The organism is Streptomyces sp. NPDC033136 (assembly GCF_055578235.1).
In genome coordinates this window covers 25125-46547 of sequence record NZ_JBVIPD010000026.1, presented here as the reverse complement: position 1 = coordinate 46547, position 21423 = coordinate 25125, and the positions used below count along the sequence as shown (strand labels likewise).

Sequence of the window (21423 nt, the reverse complement as noted above, 5' to 3'; positions counted from 1 at the left end):
TTCGTGCCGAAGCCGCTCAGTCTCTCCTTCGATCCGATCGCGCGCGCCGACGAACGCTGGAAGCAGCGCTGGGGAAACGTGCCGTCCATGGCCGCGATCACCTCGATCATGCGCGCCCAGCAGATCCTGCTCGCCGAGGTCGACGCCGTGGTCAAGCCGTACGGGCTGACGTTCGCGCGCTACGAGGCGCTGGTGCTGCTCACCTTCTCCAAGTCCGGCGAACTGCCGATGTCCAAGATCGGCGAGCGGCTCATGGTGCACCCCACGTCCGTGACGAACACGGTGGACCGGCTGGTGAAGTCGGGCCTGGTCGGCAAGCGGCCCAATCCGAACGACGGGCGCGGCACCCTCGCGAGCATCACCGACAAGGGCCGCGAGGTGGTCGAGTCGGCCACCCGCGACCTGATGGCGATGGACTTCGGGCTCGGGGCGTACGACGCCGAGGAGTGCGCGGAGATCTTCGCGATGCTGCGGCCGCTGCGGATCGCGGCGGGCGACTTCGAGGAGCAGTGACCCGGGGCTGGATCTCCCGGAAGGGGTCGTTACGCTCGACCGCATGAAAAAGAGCGTGCTGACCCGCTATCGCGTGATGGCCTACGTCACCGGCGTACTGCTGGTCCTGCTGACCTTCGGCATGATCGGCAAGTACGTGCTCGACCTGAACGGCGCGGCCGGCTTCACGCGCGTCGTCAGCATCGCGCACGGCTGGCTGTACGTCGTGTACCTGATCTTCGCCTTCGACCTCGGTTCCAAGGCGAAGTGGCCGGTGGGCAAGCAGATCTGGGTGCTGCTCGCCGGGACCATCCCCACGGCCGCGTTCTTCGTGGAGCGCAGGATCAGCCACGAGCTGGAGTCCCGGCTCGCGCAGGACTCGCCCGCGCCCGCCGAGGCGTAGGCGCGCTTCGGCGCCACCGCCGCCGCACGCGTGCGTGCGGCGGCCGGTTCACCCGTTCGCCGACTCACTCCCCTCAGCCATCGACATTTACTAGGACGTCCAAGTAAATTCGAGGGTATGGACGCTGACGCCATCGAGGAGGGCCGCCGCCGCTGGCAGGCCCGGTACGACGCCGCACGCAGGCGCGAGGCCGACTTCACCACGCTCTCCGGCGATCCCGTGGAGCCGGTGTACGGGCCGCGGCCCGGGGACAGGTACGACGGGTTCGAGCGGATCGGCTGGCCCGGGGAGTACCCCTTCACTCGCGGTCTGTACGCGACCGGCTACCGAGGGCGTACGTGGACCATCCGGCAGTTCGCAGGGTTCGGCAACGCCGAGCAGACCAACGAGCGCTACAAGATGATCCTGCGCAACGGCGGGGGCGGGCTCTCGGTCGCGTTCGACATGCCGACGCTCATGGGCCGCGACTCCGACGACCCGCGCTCGCTGGGCGAGGTCGGGCACTGCGGGGTCGCCATCGACTCGGCGGCCGACATGGAGGTCCTGTTCCAGGACATCCCGCTGGGTGACGTCACGACGTCGATGACCATCAGCGGCCCGGCCGTCCCCGTCTTCTGCATGTACCTGGTCGCCGCCGAACGGCAGGGCGTCGACCCGTCCGTGCTGAACGGCACGCTTCAGACGGACATCTTCAAGGAGTACATCGCCCAGAAGGAGTGGCTCTTCCAGCCGGAGCCGCATCTGCGGCTCATCGGCGACCTCATGGAGCACTGCGCGGCCGGCATCCCCGCGTACAAGCCGCTGTCGGTCTCCGGCTACCACATCCGCGAGGCCGGGTCGACGGCCGCGCAGGAGCTGGCGTACACGCTGGCGGACGGCTTCGGCTACGTCGAGCTGGGCCTGTCGCGCGGGCTGGACGTCGACGTCTTCGCCCCCGGCCTGTCGTTCTTCTTCGACGCGCACGTCGACTTCTTCGAGGAGATCGCCAAGTTCCGCGCGGCGCGCCGGATCTGGGCGCGCTGGATGCGGGACGTCTACGGCGCCAGGTCCGAGAAGGCCCAGTGGCTGCGGTTCCACACGCAGACCGCCGGCGTCTCCCTCACCGCGCAGCAGCCGTACAACAACGTCGTACGGACGGCCGTGGAAGCCCTGGCGGCCGTGCTGGGCGGGACGAACTCGCTGCACACCAACGCGCTCGACGAGACGCTGGCCCTGCCGAGCGAGCAGGCCGCGGAGATCGCGCTGCGGACGCAGCAGGTGCTGATGGAGGAGACCGGCGTCGCCAACGTCGCCGACCCGCTGGGCGGTTCCTGGTACGTCGAGCAGCTGACCGACCGGATCGAGGCGGACGCGGAGAAGATCTTCGAGCAGATCAAGGAGCGCGGGCTGCGGGCGCACCCCGACGGGCAGCACCCGATCGGACCGATCACCTCCGGGATCCTGCGGGGCATCGAGGACGGCTGGTTCACCGGGGAGATCGCCGAGTCGGCGTTCCGGTACCAGAGGGCGCTGGAGAAGGGCGACAAGAAGGTCGTGGGCGTGAACGTCCACACCGGGTCGGTGACCGGGGATCTGGAGATCCTCCGGGTCAGCCACGAGGTGGAGCGGGAGCAGGTGCGGGTGCTCTCCGAGCGGCGGGGGCGGCGGGACGACGCCGCGGTGCGTTCGGCTCTGGACGCGATGATCGCCGCCGCGCGGGATGGGGGCAACATGATCGAGCCCATGCTGGACGCGGTGCGGGCTGAGGCGACGTTGGGGGAGATCTGCGGGGTACTGCGGGAGGAGTGGGGGGTGTACACGGAGCCGGCGGGGTTCTAGCTAGCGCCGGTGTGTTGGTCGCTGAGGCCGTGAGGGTTGGCGTTTCCCTCGCGGCCTCTTCGTACGGTTTCGTGCGGTGCGATGGGATTCAGTCAATCTTTTGCGGTGTCGGGCTGCGAAAGTCTGCTTTCCTTCACGGAAGTCACACAAGTAATCCGCAATGTGAGCACGTGGGTTGCGCGTGTTGGGCGCGAATACCCGGCAAGGGTGATTTCGCGCCACGTCGCCCCAGTCTCGAAGTCAGCGCTGTCCCGCCTGGTTACCCGTGCGTATGGTGATCGCCGCGCATGACCGGATCATGACCAGTCCGTCATCGCGCGCGTCAGTCAGCGACCGGGGGAACGGTGTCGCTACGGGGAGGGCTTCCATGCCGCAGTACCAGCTTGTTGCGAGTCCCACGTCGCTCGTTCTCAACGCCGCCTGAGCCTCATCGACAGGGCTCCCGGTCGTCTTCCTTGCGATGAAGGGATGTCCTGTTGCGCCCCAGACCAGGGTTCCGCAGACCCAGACCCCGAAAGCCCGGATTCCTCACGCCCGTCGTCACGTTTGTCACCGCACTGGCCGTCTTCGGCGGCTTGGCCGTCCAGCCCGACCTCGCGGCGCAGCCGGTGGCTGACGCCACGGCCCGGTCCAGTGACAGGCCGGAGGACTGGTTCGAGACCACGGACGACGAGCAGTTGCGGTTCGATCAGTGTCTGATGGCCGATGCTGTGCGTCTGGGCGCTCCGCGCATGTACGGCTTCGCCCAGGGCGCGCTGAACCAGACGCCGCAGAAGCTGCGCGAACTGGCCGCCATGGACGGCGCGTTCGACGGGCCGCTGCGCCAGGCCCACGAGAAGGACGAGAGCGATTGGAGCGCCACGTGGGATCGCCTGCACGCACGCAGGGACGCGTGGGAGAAGCCCCTTGACGGCCTGGAGACCCCGGGTGGGTTCACCGTCACCGGGTTCGAATGGGTGCCCGGTGTCCACAGCGGCGACGATTTCTACGACCAGACCGGTCTGGGGAAGTGGGCGGGCGGGCTGCCCGACTGGAACGAGAATTTCAACTTCTACGATCCGACGCCGGAAGCCGACGGCAAGACCGTCAAGGCGGTGAAGGACCTCGGCACCCCGCTGTACGGCAAGGACCCGGACCCGAAGCTCCCCACGGACGAGTGGAACCGCGCGCTCGCCGAGCGCAATGGGTTCGAGTACCTGTCGGACTGGCCACTGGAACCCACGGGTGCGGACAACGCTCGTATCTTTTTGGCCTCTGGCGGTTTCCCCCGCATCGCCCCCCAGCCGGGCACGGCCGAGTACCGTATCGCCGTCGAGGACATGAAGATCCGGTTCGCGTCCTGCGCGTGGCGGGATCCGATCGACCCGAACAGGGCGCTGCGCGGCGTGGAGGACACCGCAGCGCGGGAGTGGCAGCAGGAGATCGCCTCCCAGGCCGCCCAGCGCAACCAGATCCTCGATGCCAACCGTGACGCCACGGCGGCGCTGTCCAAGGGTGCCGAGTCGATGGCCGATCTGCTCGGCCAGTCGTGGATCGCCGACCGGCTGGCCCGCTGGCAGGAGTACTGGGCTCCCGGTGGCATCGGCTGGATCGGTGATTCCCCGTCGGTCATCCGGGTCGAGGCGGCCAAGGGCAAGTGCCTCGATGTGCAGGGCGGCAAGACGGCCAGCGGCACCCCGGTGCAGATCTACGAGTGCAATGGCTCCGCGGCGCAGGAGTGGCATCTGTGGGGGTCCGGTGACGGCGCTGTCCTGCACAACGTCAAGGCCCAGAAGTGCCTTGACGTGCAGAGCAGCAACCCCGCCAACCGCACGAAGATCCAGATCTGGTCCTGCAACGGCAGTGATGCCCAGCAGTGGAAGGTCGACGTGCGCGCGGTGAGCGAGCTGCGCAATGTCGCCACGGACAAGTGCCTGGACCTGAACAAGTTCGACAACGGCCACGACGCGTGGCTGTGGACGTGCAACGGCACCAACCCGCAGAAGTTCCGGATCGTCCCGCAGGGCCACCAGGGTACGGACACGCTGTCCTACCCGGACAAGGCGCAGTTCGACAAGGCCAAGAAGGGCATCACCGCGGCCCGGGCGCAGGCGAAGAAGCAACTTGGCGCCGTCAAGGCGCAGTTGGCGGTGGCGAAGAAGGCTGCCACCGCGAGTGACACCGCTGAGCAGGCTGCCTACCGGATCGCGGACACGAACGGCGCCCCGCGTGGCCGGGGCCTGCTGGTAGGCCAGCAGAAGGCCCAGGTCACCAAGGGTGCGGTGGCTGGTCTGGAGGCCTTGGTGAAGGCCGCCGAGACCGCCGAGGCCGCCACGCGTGCCTCCGCCGGGGACAGCGAGACGATCGCCCAGCGTGCGCTGGCGCAGGCGGCGCAGTCGAAGGCCGAGTTCCGCAAGAAGGCCGCGGAGATCGCCGAGTTGCAGGCGAAGGCCGCGGCTGATGCGGCGAAGGTGCATCGCGACAACGCCAAGAAGGACAAGGAGACCGCCGAGGCCAAGCTCACCGAGGCCCTGAAGGCCGAAGGAGAGGCCAAGTCGGCCGCCGCCACAGCCAAGGCCGAGCGCCTGGCGGCGGAAGCCGAGGAGAAGACGGCGAAGGCGGAGAAGGCGACCGCTGCGGCCAAGCAGGCCGAGGCAGCCCGGCACAAGAAGAACGCCGAGACCGAGGCGACCAACGCGCGGAACGCCCAGGACAAGGCCGAAGCCGCAGAGAAGACCGCGGTCGCGCGCAAGAACGATGCGGAGAAGGCCCGCGACAAGGCCCGAGAACTGCGCGACGACGCCTGGGACGCCGAGCAGAAGGCCGACGCCGCCCGCGCCAAGGCGGACGCGAAGGAGGCGTACGCCCAGGCCCACGAGTCCGACAGCAACGCGAAGGAAGCCAGGGCGGCGGCGGACGCGGCGGCCGGGCACGCGGACGACGCCGAGGCAGCGGCCGGCAGGGCCCGCGCCGCGGCCGACGCCGCGACAAAGGCCGCAGCCGACGCTGACGCGGCAGCCACCCGCGCCGAGGCAGCCGCCAAGCGGGCCCGCTCGAACGCGGACGCCGCTCAGGCCGCGAAGCTGAAGGCCGACGCCGCGGTGAGGACGGCGACCAGCGCCGCAGCGGACGCGATCAGCGCCTCGCAGCACGCCGCCTCCGAAGCCAAGGCGGCGGTCAAGCTGGCCGACGAGGCGGAGAAGGACGCCAAGACCGCCAAGGGGCACGCCGACGAGGCGAACAAGGAGGCCGCCAAGGCCCTGGCCGCCTCGGCGAAGGCCGCGGGCTTCGCCCATGTCACCGCCCAGGCAGCCGTGGACGCCGGCAACGCCGCCGCCCAGGTCGCCAAGCCGGCCAACGACGCGATCCAGCTCGGCTCCCCGTACCTCACCACCGACTCGGCCGCGGGCCTGGTGGTGCTCACCGGCCAGGCGTCCAAGTCGATCGCCGAGCAGCAGAAGGCCGTCGCCGACGCCCACGCCAAGAACGCGAAGGCCGAGGCGTCCGCCGCCGAGAACCTCGCCGACCAGGCCAAGGGCGACGCGAAGGCCGCCTACCAGCACGCCGCCAAGGCCGCCGGCTACGCGGCGAACGCCCGCACATACGCCAAGGCAGCCCTCGGCTACGCGGCCGACGCCGCCAAGGCGGCCTCACAGGCATCGGCATCCCTGGCGCGCACGATCGAATACGACCGCAAGGCCACCCAGGACGCAGCCGCAGCGGACAAGGCAGCCGGGCGGGCCGAGGGCCACGCCAAGCAGGCCCGCGACTCCGCCGACCAGGCAGCCCTCGACGCATCCGCCGCCCGCACGGCGGCAGCACAGGCTGAGCAGGCCGCGAAGGACGCCCGCGCCGCTGCGCAGCGCGCCGACGCCGCCGCCACCGCGGCCGAGGAGGCGGCCAAGGACGCCCAGAAGTACGCCGAGTCCGCCCAGCGGGCGGCGGAGTCCGCCGAACGGAAGAAGGCCAACCAGCAGGTCGCTAGTGGCGCGGGAACAGGTATTGGCGGAACGTTCTACGTCGTAGACGAGGACAGCGTCAAGGTCGCTGACGCCAAACAGGACCACCCTTGTGAACTCCCGCCAGGGCTCGGCACGAGCTGCACTGTCACGTTCACGTACAAGTTCAACGCCACAGTCGACTTCTACGCGTGCCTCAACCCCGATGTCCCGGCTACCGCGTCCGGCTGCCCCGCATCGGACACGGTGTTCCTCGGCAGCCAGACCTTCGAGGGCTTGACCAAGAAGGTCACCCGCACCTTCACCCAGGCAGACATCCTCAAGGGCCTCATCGACACGTATCTCAAGATCGGGAAGGAACTGCTGGTCCAGGACTTCGTCGACTGCTGGCACGGCAGCGCTGGTGGCTGCGCCTGGGCCGCGTCCAACTTCATCCCCGGTAAAGCGATCGGGAAGGCCGTCGAGGCGATCCGCGCCCTCGACGCCGCCATGCACACAGGCGTGGGAGTCGCGGACGCCTTCAAGGCGCTGAAGAAGCTGGACGTGGACCCGGCGACTGTCGCCGACATCCAGCGGACGGTGAACGTGTACGAGGATCTTCGCACCTCGTGCACGGTCAACAGCTTCCCCGGCGACACCCAGGTGCTCATGGCGGACGGTACCCGTAAGGCGATCAGTGAGGTACGTCGGACCGAGAAGCTGCTGGCCGCCGACCCCACCACCGGTGACCTGCGCCCGGAGCCGGTGATCAGCACGTTCTGGCATGACACCGACCGTCTGGTGGAGATCAGTGTGACCGGGGGCGGTCGTATCTCCAGTACGGCGGGGCACCGCTTCTTCGTCGTCGATCGCGGCTGGACCGTGGTGCCCGACCTACGTGTGGGCGACAGGCTGCGGACGCAGGATGGGACGGTCCGGGCCGTGACCGCACTGCGGGACCGACGTGGTCTGACGGACCAGCGGGTCTACGACCTGACTGTCGACGATCTGCATACCTTCTACGTCCTGGCAGGTGACTCTCCGGTCCTGGTCCACAACTGCAGCGACCTCGTCGCCGACGCGCAGAGATTTCCCGGACAGGCTCACGTCCTCGACGAGCACGTGAATCCAACGGAGGCGGAAGCGTTCAGGCTGGCTGCGCAGAAGGGGGCGCCGAACAGCGTGTTCGTCGACTTGCAGACGGCGCAGCAGGTCGTGGACTACGCCCTCGCGAGCAAGGCTGGAGAGATCGCCAAGTGGCTTCGCGGGGCTGATCAGCAGAAGAAGCTGACCGGGACCTTCGGGGCGAGTAACTCCCTTGGCTGGGTGGCCCACACGGACGGTAGAACGATCACTCAAGCCTCAAACCAGTACACAATCATCCTGAAACGTGCTAGAGGGCATAAGTTCGGATACTACGTCTACACCGCGTTCCCAGGGGGTTGACGGGTGATGGAGCGGTTTACGGAGTTCACGTTCGGCGTCTCCTGGGTCACGGACTTCTTCCACCAGGACTGGTCGCTGGACGCCTCGACGGCAGCCGAAGCGGTGGCCGATCAGTTCGTGGAGGAACTTGAGCCGACGGCGGTTCTGCTGGTGCGCAAGGACGCCCAGCTCCTCCTCGACAATCTCACCTCTGCCCAGATCGAGATGCTGTGGATGGGATGCCTGGAACGGGGGCATTCCTTTTTCCCACGCCGCGTCGCAGACGGTGCCGAGTGGATGCGGCAGGTGATCAAGGTGTGCAATGCGTGGCTGTCCCGCCACACGGACACCCCAGTGCTTCCGGACGCCGACCGGTACGAGGGCGGAGAGCTGGCCGATCAAGTTCTGGCCGAGGTAGAGGAGTTCAGGAGCGTCATCGGCCCGGAGAGTGGGGATGCGCTCGCTGAGTGCGCTCACCGCTGTACGCCCGATCTGGCCTTCCGCCTCTTCCTCAAGGCTTTGCCCACGAAGTACTTCACACCGCCGGACCGGTACTTTCATCTGACCCGTGAGCAGTATGCGAGGTTGGAGGCGCTGGGGAAGGCGTTCCACTACGGGGAATACGTCGTGAGCGACATCAAGTACCTCGTAGCCACGTAGGCCGGCGCACCGTCGGCCTGTCCACGGCCCTCACCCTTTTGCCAGGGGTGGGGGCCGCAGTCGTTGTGCGATTGCTCGCAAGGAGGTGGGGCGTTGAGACGAGTCGCGACGAGGGTGTGCGCACGCATCGCAAGCTGACCGTGCGCACCGCCCTGAGTGTCCGTGCGGATGTCTCCCCGGCGGCGATGGCCAGGCTGACGCCGTCGTTCCGCCAGGACGGTGGGACGGTGACCGCGGGCAACGCCTCGCCGCTGAAGGGAACTGCGAACCGGGGCAGGCATGGGGACAGGTGCCTGTCGGCCTCCCTTTGACGCTGGCCTCCCGAACCCCACCACGAGCCCAACAGCACGGGCAGGGTCGGGCAGTGTGTCAGGTCAGTCGAACTCCCGGCGGGCCGAGACGAGTTGCTGCCCTTCTTTACCTCCCTGGCGGATCAACACGGCAGCCATGGTGTGCAGTTCGTTTCAGGAATGCGGCCTGCCGACCGCAGCGGCGTCGGGGACGCTCGCCACCGACACGGACGCGGCCTGTGCGGACTCACCCGCCCCGGCGAGGGCATGGGCGAGGCAGGCGCGAAAGCTATCGCGTGGATCTTCGAATCGCTGCTACGTCTGCTGCTGCCGGCTCGGGGCCGTCACCGGTTCCCCGAGCCGCCATCAACCGCGCGGTCGTGGATGCGCAGACGGTCTACCTGCCGCGTGTGCCCGCGTTACGAGGTGAGGACATCGGACTTGTCTGCCCCTACCTCGTCGCGCACGAGCGACGACAGGAGGAACGGGAGACAACGGGCACGATGACGCGCGCTGGCACTCGCGAAGTTCGGCATCGACATCGGCCCGTTCCGGAGTTACGGCTTGGAGGTGACGGCCTGATGAGCTACGACCGCGACGCAGTCCCCGACCTCACCCCGAGCTTGAGATTCTTGCCGTGGGAGACCGACACGGGCAAGCCGTGCTTCTTGTCCACGAACGGCACGCCTGGCCTACTGGCCCGCATCGCGAACGAGATACGCGCATGTGCACGCGCCTGGCACCTCCTGTCTCCGGGTGAGGAGGGCGTGGCATGGGAATCGTGGAAGAGCTGGCAGACCGCTGGGGTCACTACTCCCCAGGGACGCCCGGCCTCGGCGGGAAGCTGGTCTGGCGTGAGCTGGGCGGCGGATGACGCGTGGGGCGGAACGGAGGTCAGGCCGTTTAGTCTGCGGTCAGACCGTTCAGTAGGAGCTGAGTGAAGCTCCGGGCCCATTCCGTGTCGACGGCCTCGGAGCTCACCACAGCCCGGTGCACCACCGCTCCAGCGATCACGTCGAAGATCAAGTCCGCTGTGCGGGCCGCGGCCTCGCGGTCACTCTCCGTCGGTAGCTCCCCGCGACTCTGGGCGCGGGTGCGCCCTTCCACCACGAGCCGCTTCTGGCGGTCGACGATCGACTCGCGGATGCGCTCGCGCAGGGCGTCGTCCCTCGTCGACTCCGCGACCACCGCCATCAGGCCGCTCTTCGCCTCCGGGCGGGCCAGGATCGCCGCGAACTGGAGCACGACGCCCTCGATGTCGGCGGCGAGGGTGCCCCGGTCGGGCAGCCGCAGTTCGTCGAAGAGCTCGGCGACCGCGTCGACGACCAGCTCGTTCTTGCCGGACCAGCGACGGTAGAGCGTCGTCTTTGCAACCCCGGCGCGGGTGGCCACGTCTCCCAGGGTGAGCTTGGACCACCCCAGTTCGACCAGCGCCTCCCGCGTCGCCGCCAGGATCGCGGCGTCCGCGGTGGCGCTGCGGGGGCGTCCGGGGCGGGAGGCGGCCGTGCGGCTCTGCATGCCCTGACCATATCCGGGCGGGGGCGGGTGCGGTCGTGAGGGAGAACACGGATGGGTGGTGTTCCCGGCGCCCTGCCATTACGCTACGACTCGTAGCGAAAGCGAGGACCACAGGTGTCGGGTGGGGACCCGGCGCTGGCGGCACCACCCAGCCGGGACCGGGTTTCGGGCCAGTTTTCACACACGCGCGCCGAACGGGGGAGGATAGACGCATGCAGCCACGGAACATGTCCATGAGCGGGGTCGTCGACCTCGCCGCGGTGAAGGCGGCCCAGGAGGCCAAGGCGAAGGCGGAGCAGGCGCGTGCCCAAACGGCCCGGGAGGGCGGGGCGGGGGCGATCTCCCCGGCCGACCTCGTCATCGACGTCGACGAGGCGGGGTTCGAGACCGACGTCCTCCAGCGGTCCGCCGAAGTACCCGTCGTCATCGACTTCTGGGCCGAGTGGTGTCAGCCCTGCAAGCAGCTGAGCCCGGTCCTGGAGCGGCTGGCCGTCGAGTACAACGGCCGCTTCCTGCTCGCCAAGATCGACGTCGACGCCAACCAGATGCTGATGCAGCAGTTCGGCATTCAGGGGATCCCCGCGGTGTTCGCGGTCGTCGCGGGGCAGGCGCTGCCGCTCTTCCAGGGGGCCGCGGGCGAGGAGCAGATCCGGCAGACCCTGGACCAGCTGGTGCAGGTCGCCGAGCAGCGCTTCGGTCTGACCGGCCTCGTCGTCGACCCCGACGCCGATCCGGGCGATGCCCAGGCGGCCCCCGAGCGGCCGGCCGGTCCGCACGACGGGCTCCTCGAGGCCGCCGTGCAGGCGCTGGACTCGGGTGACCTGGGCGGTGCCGTCCAGGCGTACCGGAACGTACTGAACGAGGATCCGGGCAACGAGGAGGCCAAGCTGGGGCTCGCCCAGGCCGAGTTGCTCCAGCGGGTGCAGGGCGTCGACCCGCAGCAGGTGCGCAAGGACGCGGCCGAGAAGCCGGCCGACGTGCAGGCGCAGATCGCCGCCGCCGACCTGGATCTGGTGGGCGGCCACGTCGAGGACGCCTTCGGCCGCCTCATCGAGACCGTGGGGCGTACGGTGGGTGACGACAAGGACACCGCACGGATGCGGCTGCTGGAGCTGTTCGAGGTCGTCGGACCCGAGGATCCCCGCGTGATCGCGGCGCGCAGGGCCCTGGCTCGCGCCCTGTTCTGACCAGTCATTAAACACGCGGGCATGTGATGCCCGCGTGAAAAGTTTGCCGAAAGAAGGTCACCGCGGCCGCGCTTTACCGAAACTTGGTAATCGCGGCCGCTGTTACTGCGAGTAAGTCGCAGGCGCTGATCTGTCGGATTCTGTCCATCGATCAACAGCTTTGTGCCGCCGTTCGGCACCACCCTGTGTCGCCGACCGAGACCGATGGGTCGTGGTTCGGTTATCCGGCCGTTACTAGCGAGTAATGATGCCCCTTGTGCGGGCGGCGAGAATGCACCACGATCGGCCACGCTCGGTCCAATCCCGTACCCCGGCAGCCGGTTGGGGCGCGGGACGTCCTGGGTCCCCACCGAGCAGAGCCGGCGGCAGTGGCGCCGGCTCTTGGACAGGGGGGTCTTCGCCCACTCGGCGAAGCCTGTCCAGCAGGGTTGTGCGTGATGCGTGTCAGGCGCGACCAGTGGTTGTCGCTCGGGGGTGATCGCCGGTGATTCGGGCGCGAGTTGCGCCGCCGAGTGCAGGCGCTCTCCTTCCCGAGGACGTAGCACTTCTCCCATCCCTGCCCGGCTGAGCCGCGATTCGGGGCGAGTCAGGGCAGGAGATGTACGTCCGAGAAGGAGGAAATATGGAGTCCCAGGTGCGTGGCGGGACCAGATGGAAGCGGTTCGCTGTGGTGATGGTGCCCAGCGTCGCCGCCGCGGCATGTGTGGGTGTCGGGCTGGCGCAGGGTGCGCTGGCCGCGTCGTTCAGCGTTTCCGGCCAGCAGTTCAAAGTGTCGGCCGATCACCTTGAAGGCACGGGCTTCGCCCAGTACGGCGGGGTCGACACCGTTTACGAGACGGTCGAGGGCAAGAAGCAGAAGAAAGTGCCGGTCGCGATCTCGTCGTTTAAGGACGCGGAGATCACCAACATGTGCCAGTCGGTCGCGACGCCGATCCCTGGCATGGGCACCATCTATCTCCGCCTCGAGGCGGGGAAGAGCAAGCCGGTCACAGCGCACAACCTCTACATCGACGTCGCCCAGCTCGACGCCAATGCGACGTTCGAGGACATCGACATCGGCGTCGCGGTCAGGGACAAGTCCCACGGCCCCCGCGTGAAGCCGGGCGAGAGCGTACTGCCGGGTGGCTTTGCCCAGCAGGCCAAGAAGGCAACGCTCACCAGGGTCGAGCAGACGGCGTGGGCCACCACGGCCGGCACGTTCACGCTCAACGGCCTGTCGATGCGTCTCGGCACGGAAGAGAAGATGGAGTGCTTCTGACGGCCTCCATGTCACGGGCACCACAGGGGCGGCTGAGCTACCCCTGAGGGGCGGGGAAGCCACGGTTTCCCCGCCCCGCGGGCCCGCCCGGCCATCCGCCGGACACCTTCACAGACTCACACTTCCGGCTACTGAACGCCTACTTCCGAGCCGGTACGTACCTCCACCGGACCGAGGGAGCTGTTTTCCATGAGTGCCGAGACTCCGGTCCAGAGCGCCGGGACCTTCACCCGGCTGCGCCGGCGATTCCGTGACTGGCGGGGCGCCCGGCCGTTCTGGGCAGGTCTGTTGACCATCCTCGGCGGGGTGCCGATCGCCTACTTCCCCTATGCCACCCTCAAGCTGGGGACCATGTCGCTCACCATGGCGACAACCGCGGGGGCCGGCTCCCTCATCATCGGGGTCCTGCTGGTCACGCTGGGTCTGACCATGTGGTTCCAGCAGGCCACGCGCGTCTTCGCCGGTGTCGCGTCGATCATCCTCGCCCTGGTGTCGCTGGTGGTCTCCAACATCGGCGGTTTCCTCATCGGCTTTCTGCTGGCGCTGCTCGGCGGCGCGCTCGCCGTCTCCTGGGCGCCGGGCAGGGCCGGGTCCGCAGGGGGCGGGCAGCCGCCGGCCGGCCAGGGGCCGGCGGGAGAGGGTGCCGTGGAAACCGCCCCAGAGCGCGTCGCCGGTGAGCCGGGCCCGCCGCACACTCCTTACGAGACCGGCGACGGCGGCCCGGCGAACGACGTCCGGCCCGAAGCCCACAACGGGGGGTACCGTGTCGGCTGACGCCCGCGACCAGTTGCCCGAGGCCCCGGCACGGGCGAGAACCGGGCCTCGTCACGCGGCCCCCAAGAAGCCGCTGTTCACCCGGTTCCAGATGCCCGCCGGTAAGGCGATAGCCATGGCGGCGATGCCCACGGCGGTCCTCATGGGCATGGGATTCACCCCGACACTCGCCCTCGCCGACGACCAGCCGCCGACCTCGAACAGCCTGAAGGCCGACGAGTACAAGGACTGCGTCGCGGCGCTGGAGGGCGACAAGGACAAGGATGGCGCCTCCCCCTCGTCCTCGCCGAGCGGCGGCGAGGACGACGGCAAGAAGGACGAGAACACGTCCGAGCCCACTCCCTCGGCGCCCGCGGGCGGCTCGGACGCGGACAAGGACCCTGCGGACTCGTCCGGTTCGTCGGATTCAGGTTCCGACGACACGGGTGGCAAGACCGAGCCCACGCCGACTCCTTCGCCCTCCTCGGGCACGTCGGGCGAGGATGACGCGGCCACGCCGTCCCCCTCGCCGTCCGAGAGCGGCGGCAACCTGCTGGAGGACATCGGCGACGCCATCGGCGGCATCTTCACGGGCGGCAAGTCCACCGAGAGCCCGAGCGCCACGCCGTCCGCGTCCGCCTCGCCGTCCGGGGACACGGACGGGTCGCAGGACACGAGCAAGGACGAGGCGTCCGACACCGCCAAGGAGACCACCGACAAGGTCACCGACACGGCGAAGGACGCCGTGAAGGACACGGCGGGCGCGGCGTCGAAGGCTGCCGAGGACACCACCGAGGCCGCCGAGAAGGCGGCTGAGAAGGCGGCCGAGGACGTGGCCGAGGAGGCCACCGCCTCTCCCAGCCCGTCCGCGAGCCCCTCCGTGGACCCCGAGGACTGCCCGGCCGCCACGGACGCCGAGGGCGGTGTCGACAACGAGATCCTGGTCCCGGACGACCCCTGGTACCTGGAAGCCAGCTCCCTGACCCTGAAGGGCGCCGACTACCAGGGCATCGTCGAGGTGAAGACGGCGAGCGGCGCCACCAAGAAGGTCCTGAAGTACGTCATCAACGACGGCACCGACATCGGGGACCTGCACCAGCTCGTCAAGGACAAGCAGTCCGGCAAGACCCACCACGTCCAGGCGGCGAAGGGGTCGACGTCCACGATCACCGACGGCAAGACGGTGATGTACACGGAGAGCATCTCCGGCAACCTGCTCGGGCTGATCCCGGTCACGTTCGACCCGGAGCACCCGCCGCCCCTGAACATCCCGCTCATCCACTTCACCAAGGTGAAGGTCACCCAGGCCGGTCAGTTCGGCGGCACGCTGACCGTGCCGGGGCTGAGCCAGTACGTGACCGACTGACGTTCCCGCCGGATCGAGGGCGCCTCCTGGCCACAGGGGGCGCCCTCACCGCTGCCGTATCGGGGGATCGGGGATGATCGAGGCATGACCATCGTGGACGTGCTGACGGAATTCGCCGAGTCCGGCGGAATCGGCGTACTCAAACCGGGGGCGTCCCTCGCTGACGTGTCCGAGCGGCTGGGGCCGCCTCAGGACGGGGAGTACTTCCCGGCCCGGCGGCGGAAGAGGGGCGAGCCGCGCAACGTGCGCTACGGCGACGTACGTATCGAGGTCTGCTGCGACACGCTTCAAGCCGTGGCACTGAGCACCGGGACCGGGGCCGTCGACCTTCCGAGCGGCGTACCGGGCGAGACGAAGGAGCTGCCCTCAACCGTGAGCGCCGCGCAGCTTCGTGAGGCGTTCACCACGGCGGGGATAGGTGCCGAGGAGGGACTCTGGCCCGAGCCGGCCGACCAGCTCACCCTGGTGGTGCCCCACCCCCCGGCGGACGTGCACTTCACCTTCCGCCGGACCGACGCCGACGTGTCCGGGGACAGCGGCACGGTCCTGCACAGCGCGATCGCCCGGAACCCCCACCACGTCTGCGGCTGAGACAAGAGGCGAGGGCCGGCCCGCATCGGGGACCGGCCCCTGTCAGCTCCGCGTCGGTGCCTACCCGACACCCTTCTGGCGGCTGATCTCCTTCAAGGCGTCGATCAGGAACTTCAGTTTCGGCGCGAAGTTGGTCTTGCAGCCCCACCTCAGCGGCTTGGGCTTCTGACCTGGCTCCAGCTTCTCGTTGTACCGCTGGTTCGCGGCGTCCTGGTTGAAGATGCGCATCGCGTCCGTCGACTTGGCGATCAGGTCCTCGCGCAGCCGGTCGTCATCGATGAGCGTCTGTACGACGGCGCGGATCTCGTCGGCGGTGGCCGATCCCGCCTTGACGTCGATGGCGTAGCCCATGATGCCGCCCTTGACGTTGGTGGTCTGCAGCCCCACCTCGCGCCCGTTCTTCAGATTGACGTGCGCACCGCGCTTGGTGCACCAGTCACCGTCGATCGGCGAGATGTGGTCGATCCCGCAGAACCGCTTCTTGCCCCCCGCCGCCTTGGCGGCGGCGAGCCCCTTGGCCTTGGACGCGCCGGCAGCGCCGCTGAACAGATCTGCGGCGTCCGGCACGCACTCGCCGAGCTGGCCCTTGCGGTACCTCTCAATGATGTCCTTCAGCCGGGCGAGGGTCTTCTTGCCCCACGCGGCCTTGTCGAAGAACTCGGAGATACCGCTGGCGACTCGGACGATCGCCTTGCCGACGGCGGGGAGTTTGCCCACGACCAGTGCGAGGGACGCCACGTCGACGAAGGACCACAGGCAGCTTTCGATGTCGTCCTCACCGAAGCAGCGCTTGACGTTGTTGACGCCGAGCACCTCCAGCAGGATCTCGCCGCCGTTGGCCTTCACCCAGTCGATCACGCTCAGCGAGACGGCCGCCCGAGCGGCGCGGTAGTCGTCGACGCACTGCTGGCCGCACTGGGCCAGCAGGACAGCCTCGTCGTCGGCACTCAGAGGCGGACCCGGATTCCCCTCGTGCACACCGGTGTCACCCGCCTCCATCGCTGCCCGGCGTTGCTGTTCGAGCCGCTTGCGCTCCTCCTGTTCGGCGCGATCGGCAGCCTGGTCGGCCTCCTTCGCGGCGCCGTCGGCGTTCTTGGCGGCCGACTCGGCCGCCGTGGCGTCCTGCTCCGCCTTGGTGGCGGTGCTGCGGGCGCTCGCCGCGTCCTTCTCCGCCGCTGTGGCGGCCGAGCGGGCACTGGTGGCGTCCTTCTCCGCCTCGTCGGCCTCACGGTCCGCTGCGACGGCCTCCGACTCCGCCTCGTTCGCGGCCATTCCGGCGTAGAGGGCGTCCGTACCGGCCTGCTGGTCGTACTTCTGGGCTTTCGCGTCGGCCTTCTTCGCCGCTTCCGCGGCTGTGGCGGCCTCGGCCGCGGAGGCACGCGCGGCAGCCACCGAGGCCGCTGCCTTCGCCGCGTCGTCGGCCGCCGCGGCGGCGGCCTCGGCGGCCAGCTTGGCGTCGCCCTTCGCCTTCTCGGCGAGGGACTTGGCCTTCTTGGCGGCCCGGGCCGCCTCATCGGCCTTGGCCTTGGCGGCGGCGGCCTGGCGCTCCGCGATCGGCTTGGATGTCTGCCCCACGAGGACCGCGAATGCGGCGGAGACATCGGTCTCCTTGTACGGAGTGCCCGCGGCGATGGCCTCGTTGGCGGGCTTGATCACCTCGGCGGCCGAGTCGCGGGCGGCGGTGGCCGCCTCACCCGCCGCGAAGGCGTGACCGGCCGCGGTGGCGGCCCACGAGGCCGTCTTGGCGGCTTCGGCTTTCGCGGCCGTGGCCTCCTTGCGTGCCGTGACCGCCGCGGCGGCGGCCTTCTTGCCCTCGGCCTTGGCGTCGTCGGCGTTCTTCTTGGCCGCGGTCGCGGCGTCGATCGCCTCTGCTGCGGCGGCGTGTGCCGTGGCGGCCGCGGCGCGCGTGGTCTCGTAGGCGGACCACGCGCTGTCGGCCGCCGCGCGGGAACGCGACGCGGCGGCGTCGGCGCGTGTGGCGGCGGCCCGGGCCTTCACGGCGGCCTCGCTCGCCTCATTGGCCGCGGCCCGCGCGTCACGTGCCTCGTTGGTCGCCTCGGTGGCGGCGGAACGGGCTTCCGTCGCGGCTGCACGAGCCTCGCCCGCGGCAGCGGAACCCTTGGCCGCTTCGGCGGCGGTCTCCAAGGCTGCCGCCCTGGACTTGGCGGCGTTCCGCTTCCGTTCGGCCGCGACGGCCAGGTCTCGGGCCAGGTACGCCTGCGCCTCGGCCTCCTCGGCCTCCTCACGCTTGGCCGCGGCGGTGCTGCCCGCCGTCTCCGCGGTGCCGCGCGCCCGGGAGGCGGCATCCCGGTCCGCCTGCGCCTGCTGTTCGGCGTCCTTCGCCTTGGCCCGCTCAGCCGCCGCGTTGGCCCGCTCCCGCTTGGCGTTGTCGCGTTCCTTCTCGGCCTTGGCCCGTTCCGTCGCTGCCCTCGCAGCGCCTGCCTTCGCCCTCTTCTCAGCCGCCTCCGCCGTCGCCTGCGCGTTCTTCGCCTTCGTGGCGTTGGCCGCGGCCTCCTTGGCCAGCGCGTCCGCGGACACCCGGGCCGCCTTCGCCTGGGCGGCCGCCTCCTGCGCGGCGATGCGCCGGAACTCGGTGTTGATGGCGTGGGCCTGTGTCTTGGACAGCGCGAACAGCGCCTTGCTGTCGGCCACCGTCGCCTTCGCGGCGTTCACCGCGGTCTGGGTGGCCTTCGCCGCCGCCTGGGCCGCGGAGTACGAGGCCTTGGCGACCTGCACCGACTGCTGCGCGTACAGCAGTCCCCGGCCGCGGGGCGTCTTGGCGGCGTCGGCGATGGCGTAGGCGTCGTTCTGCGCGGTGCCGGCCCGCTCCGAGGCCGCCATGGCGCTGGCCACGGCCTTGTTGGCCAGGGCCAGTTGCTCGGCGGTTCTCTTCCGCGCGTTGGCGAGGTCCGTCTTGGCCTGGGTGAAGACCGCCGCCTTGGGCCGGTGGATGTTGTCCTTGGGCTGGCCCGCCCAGTACTTCTGCCAGAGCAGGATCTGCTCGGCCAGCCACGCCTGGCCGATGGACTCGATCATTGCCTCGGTGGCCTTGCGGGCCTCCGCCGATGCGGTCGCTTCAGCGGCCATGATGGTGGCCCGGGGCTTGGCCTGGGCGGCGTACTCCTGCTCCCACTCCTGGTGGGCCGTCAGAACAACAGGAGAGAGGATTTGCCGAGCGTCGACGGGGTTCCCGCTGTCGCAGCCGCTCCAGGCGACTTTGAGTGCCTCGACCTCCATGCGGTACTCGGTGGAGCCCTCCTCCAGTGGCGCGGTGACGAAGCCACCGTTCCGGAGGAAGGATGCGACGTCACTGGCTGTGGTCGAGTTGTAGGGGCCTCGGACATCGCTGTCCGCGAAGATCGTGCTGGCGGCGAAATCGTTCCAGCTGTCCTGGCCCTCGATCTCTGCGGCGATTTTCCTTGCTTGGTTGACTGACGCCTTGGTGGGGACGCTGCGGCCGTCCTGCCCGAGCAGGCCCCAGAGGTCCTGCTGCGTGCGGAAAGTGAAGGCCAGGACTTCAGCGTCGAACTCCGGGGCGTGGAAGTTGGTGCCCGAGTTCCAGCCGGTCTGCGCGTAGATCTTGTTGGCGGCCTCCCAACTCTCCTTGCGCGCCTGGGACTGGTCTCCGTATCGGGAGGCGCCCTCTTTGTCTTTGAGTCGGGCATCGCCGAGGGTGCCCATACCCCAGAGAACGCCGTCAGTGGCGGCTGCAAGGCCGGCATCGGTGCCGTTCAGGGCCTTCGAGGCCGCTGCCTTCATGGCGGGGCCGCCGACGTGCAGCGCCACGCCGGCGATGCATCTGTTAGTCCGAGTCTGTTGGCCAAGGCTGATCCTGTACATGCCGTCATCCGGGTCCCCGGCCGGCGGATCGTCGGCCCGGGCGGGTGCCGCGTACACCAGCCCCGTCAGTACGGCGGAGGCCGCCACCAGTGCGGTGCCGGCTAAGCCCCTTGAGCGCAGGGCTCTTCGCATGTCGTCGCCTGTCTGCTGGTCGAATGGTGAGGCCAGGAAGAGGGCAGGCGGACACGGCTGCGCGGCAGCCGTGGTGGGTCGTTGACGGATGACACTCGTCGAAAGAGATGTGTGCGCTGGTCAGGCGCACTCCCCCCGCAGTCCCTCCCCGAGAGCGTCACAAGATTTTCACAGTTGTTCGATTTTCGGTAGGGGTTTTGTCCGGTGGCGAACGCGACTGAGGGCGTCCCCTGTCGCGGCGGTTTCCAGGGGACGCCCTCAGTCGCGTGCTAAGACCTTCGTGGGTCAGCCCTTGGTGCCGCCCAGGTGGTGGACCCGCACCATGTTGGTGGTGCCGGGGACACCGGGGGGCGAGCCGGCGGTGATGATCATGGTGTCGCCCGCGTTGAAGCGGTTGAGCTTGACCAGCTCCTGCTCCACCAGGTCGACCATCTCGTCGGTGCTGTTCACGAACGGCACCACGTACGGCTCCACGCCCCAGCTCAGCGCCATCTGGTTGCGGGTGCCCTCGTCGGTGGTGAAGGCGATGATCGGCTGCTGCGCGCGGTAGCGCGACAGGCGGCGGGCGGTGTCGCCGGACTGGGTGAAGGCCACCAGACCCCGGCCGCCGAGGAAGTCGGCGATCTCGCAGGCCGCCCGGGCCACCGAACCGCCCTGCGTCCGCGGCTTCTTGCCCGGGACGAGCGGCTGCAGGCCCTTGGACATCAGCTCCTGCTCGGCCGCGGTGACGATCTTCGACATCGTCTTGACCGTCTCGATCGGGTACGCGCCCACGCTCGACTCGGCGGACAGCATGACCGCGTCGGCACCGTCCAGGATCGCGTTGGCCACGTCGGAGGCCTCGGCGCGGGTCGGGCGGGAGTTGGTGATCATCGACTCCATCATCTGGGTCGCCACGATCACCGGCTTGGCGTTGCGCCGGCACAGCTCGATCAGGCGCTTCTGCACCATGGGGACCTTCTCGAGCGGGTACTCGACGGCGAGGTCACCACGGGCGACCATCACGCCGTCGAACGCCATCACGACGTCCTCCATGTTCTGCACCGCCTGCGGCTTCTCCACCTTGGCGATGACCGGGACGCGGCGGCCTTCCTCGTCCATGACGCGGTGCACGTCCTGGACGTCCTTGGCGTCGCGGACGAAGGACAGCGCGACCAGGTCGCAGCCCATGCGGAGGGCGAAGCGGAGGTCGTCGATGTCCTTCTCGGACAGGGCGGGCACGTTGACGGCCGCGCCGGGGAGGTTGATGCCCTTGTGGTCGGAGATGACGCCGCCCTCGATGACGATCGTCCTCACCCGGTGGCCCTCGACCTCGGTGACCTTCAGCTCGACGTTGCCGTCGTTGATGAGGATCTGGTCGCCGTGGGAGACGTCGCCGGGCAGGCCCTTGTAGGTCGTCCCGCAGATCGTCTTGTCACCCGGGACGTCCTCGGTGGTGATGGTGAACTCGTCACCGCGCACCAGCTCCACGGGCCCCTCGGCGAAGGTCTCCAGGCGGATCTTCGGGCCTTGCAGGTCGGCGAGGACACCGATGGCCCGGCCGGTCTCCTTGGCGGCGGCCCGGACCCGGTCGTACCGGCCCTGGTGCTCGGCGTGCGAGCCGTGGCTGAAGTTGAAGCGGGCCACGTTCATGCCGGCTTCGATCAACGCGACAAGCTGATCGTGGGAGTCGACCGCGGGGCCGAGAGTGCAGACGATTTTCGAACGGCGCATGGGGGCGATCCTATCGGTTTGTTTCGCAACGGAATATTCCGTCTGGCGGAAAATACAAAA

13 protein-coding genes are annotated in these 21423 nt (G+C 69.1%); 10 read left to right on the top strand and 3 right to left on the bottom strand.

From position 1 onward, the window contains the following. The first annotated feature begins 3 nt into the window (after nt 1-3). The 5 genes from ACZ5TL_RS33525 (at nt 4) to ACZ5TL_RS33505 (ending at nt 8715) form a co-directional block, all read left to right on the top strand. Complete coding sequence (locus tag ACZ5TL_RS33525) at nt 4-513, top strand: MarR family winged helix-turn-helix transcriptional regulator (RefSeq protein ID WP_468594574.1); 510 nt, start codon at nt 4-6, stop codon at nt 511-513. Between the two features lie 43 nt (nt 514-556). Then, nucleotides 557-895 (top strand): DUF3817 domain-containing protein, encoded by a 339-nt coding sequence (locus tag ACZ5TL_RS33520; RefSeq protein WP_468594573.1) that lies wholly within the window; start codon nt 557-559, stop codon nt 893-895. A gap of 117 nt (nt 896-1012) precedes the next feature. Further along, complete coding sequence (locus ACZ5TL_RS33515) at nt 1013-2713, top strand: acyl-CoA mutase large subunit family protein (RefSeq protein WP_468594572.1); 1701 nt, start codon at nt 1013-1015, stop codon at nt 2711-2713. 698 nt (nt 2714-3411) lie between these two features. Beyond that, nucleotides 3412-8076, top strand: a complete 4665-nt coding sequence (locus ACZ5TL_RS33510; protein WP_468594641.1) for an RICIN domain-containing protein — start codon at nt 3412-3414, stop codon at nt 8074-8076. Nucleotides 8077-8082: 6 nt separating this feature from the next. Continuing rightward, on the top strand, nt 8083-8715 hold the full coding sequence (locus ACZ5TL_RS33505) for a hypothetical protein (protein ID WP_468594640.1): 633 nt from the start codon (nt 8083-8085) through the stop codon (nt 8713-8715). A 1193-nt stretch (nt 8716-9908) separates the two neighbouring features. Here ACZ5TL_RS33505 and ACZ5TL_RS33500 read toward each other — a convergent pair. Continuing rightward, entirely contained in the window at nt 9909-10523 is a 615-nt protein-coding gene (locus ACZ5TL_RS33500) for a TetR/AcrR family transcriptional regulator (protein ID WP_468594571.1), read from the bottom strand. A gap of 212 nt (nt 10524-10735) precedes the next feature. Here ACZ5TL_RS33500 and ACZ5TL_RS33495 point away from each other — a divergent pair, with 212 nt between their 5' ends. The 5 genes from ACZ5TL_RS33495 to ACZ5TL_RS33475 all read left to right on the top strand — a co-directional run bounded on the left by ACZ5TL_RS33495 (nt 10736) and on the right by ACZ5TL_RS33475 (nt 15678). Then, a complete protein-coding gene (locus tag ACZ5TL_RS33495; RefSeq protein ID WP_468594570.1) occupies nt 10736-11710 on the top strand; it encodes a tetratricopeptide repeat protein in 975 nt (324 codons plus the stop codon). Nucleotides 11711-12332: 622 nt separating this feature from the next. Next, nucleotides 12333-12968, top strand: coding sequence for a DUF6230 family protein (locus tag ACZ5TL_RS33490; RefSeq protein ID WP_468594569.1), 636 nt, complete (start codon nt 12333-12335; stop codon nt 12966-12968). Nucleotides 12969-13157: 189 nt separating this feature from the next. After that, nucleotides 13158-13742, top strand: coding sequence for a DUF6114 domain-containing protein (locus tag ACZ5TL_RS33485; protein ID WP_468594568.1), 585 nt, complete (start codon nt 13158-13160; stop codon nt 13740-13742). After that, complete coding sequence (locus ACZ5TL_RS33480; RefSeq protein ID WP_468594567.1) at nt 13732-15087, top strand: hypothetical protein; 1356 nt, start codon at nt 13732-13734, stop codon at nt 15085-15087. The genes ACZ5TL_RS33485 and ACZ5TL_RS33480 overlap by 11 nt, the downstream gene beginning before the upstream one ends. Before the next feature lie 84 nt (nt 15088-15171). Then, the gene (locus ACZ5TL_RS33475) at nt 15172-15678 is read left to right on the top strand and encodes a hypothetical protein (protein ID WP_468594566.1); all 507 of its coding nucleotides are present in this window, start codon (nt 15172-15174) and stop codon (nt 15676-15678) included. Nucleotides 15679-15738: 60 nt separating this feature from the next. Here ACZ5TL_RS33475 and ACZ5TL_RS33470 read toward each other — a convergent pair whose 3' ends face one another. Together ACZ5TL_RS33470 and pyk are read right to left on the bottom strand one after the other, a co-directional pair. Then, complete coding sequence (locus tag ACZ5TL_RS33470; RefSeq protein WP_468594565.1) at nt 15739-19464, bottom strand: hypothetical protein; 3726 nt, start codon at nt 19462-19464, stop codon at nt 15739-15741. Nucleotides 19465-19935: 471 nt separating this feature from the next. Beyond that, nucleotides 19936-21363: a pyruvate kinase gene (pyk, locus tag ACZ5TL_RS33465; protein ID WP_468594564.1), complete on the bottom strand. Its 1428-nt coding sequence runs from the start codon at nt 21361-21363 to the stop codon at nt 19936-19938. Between the last annotated feature and the right edge of the window lie 60 nt (nt 21364-21423).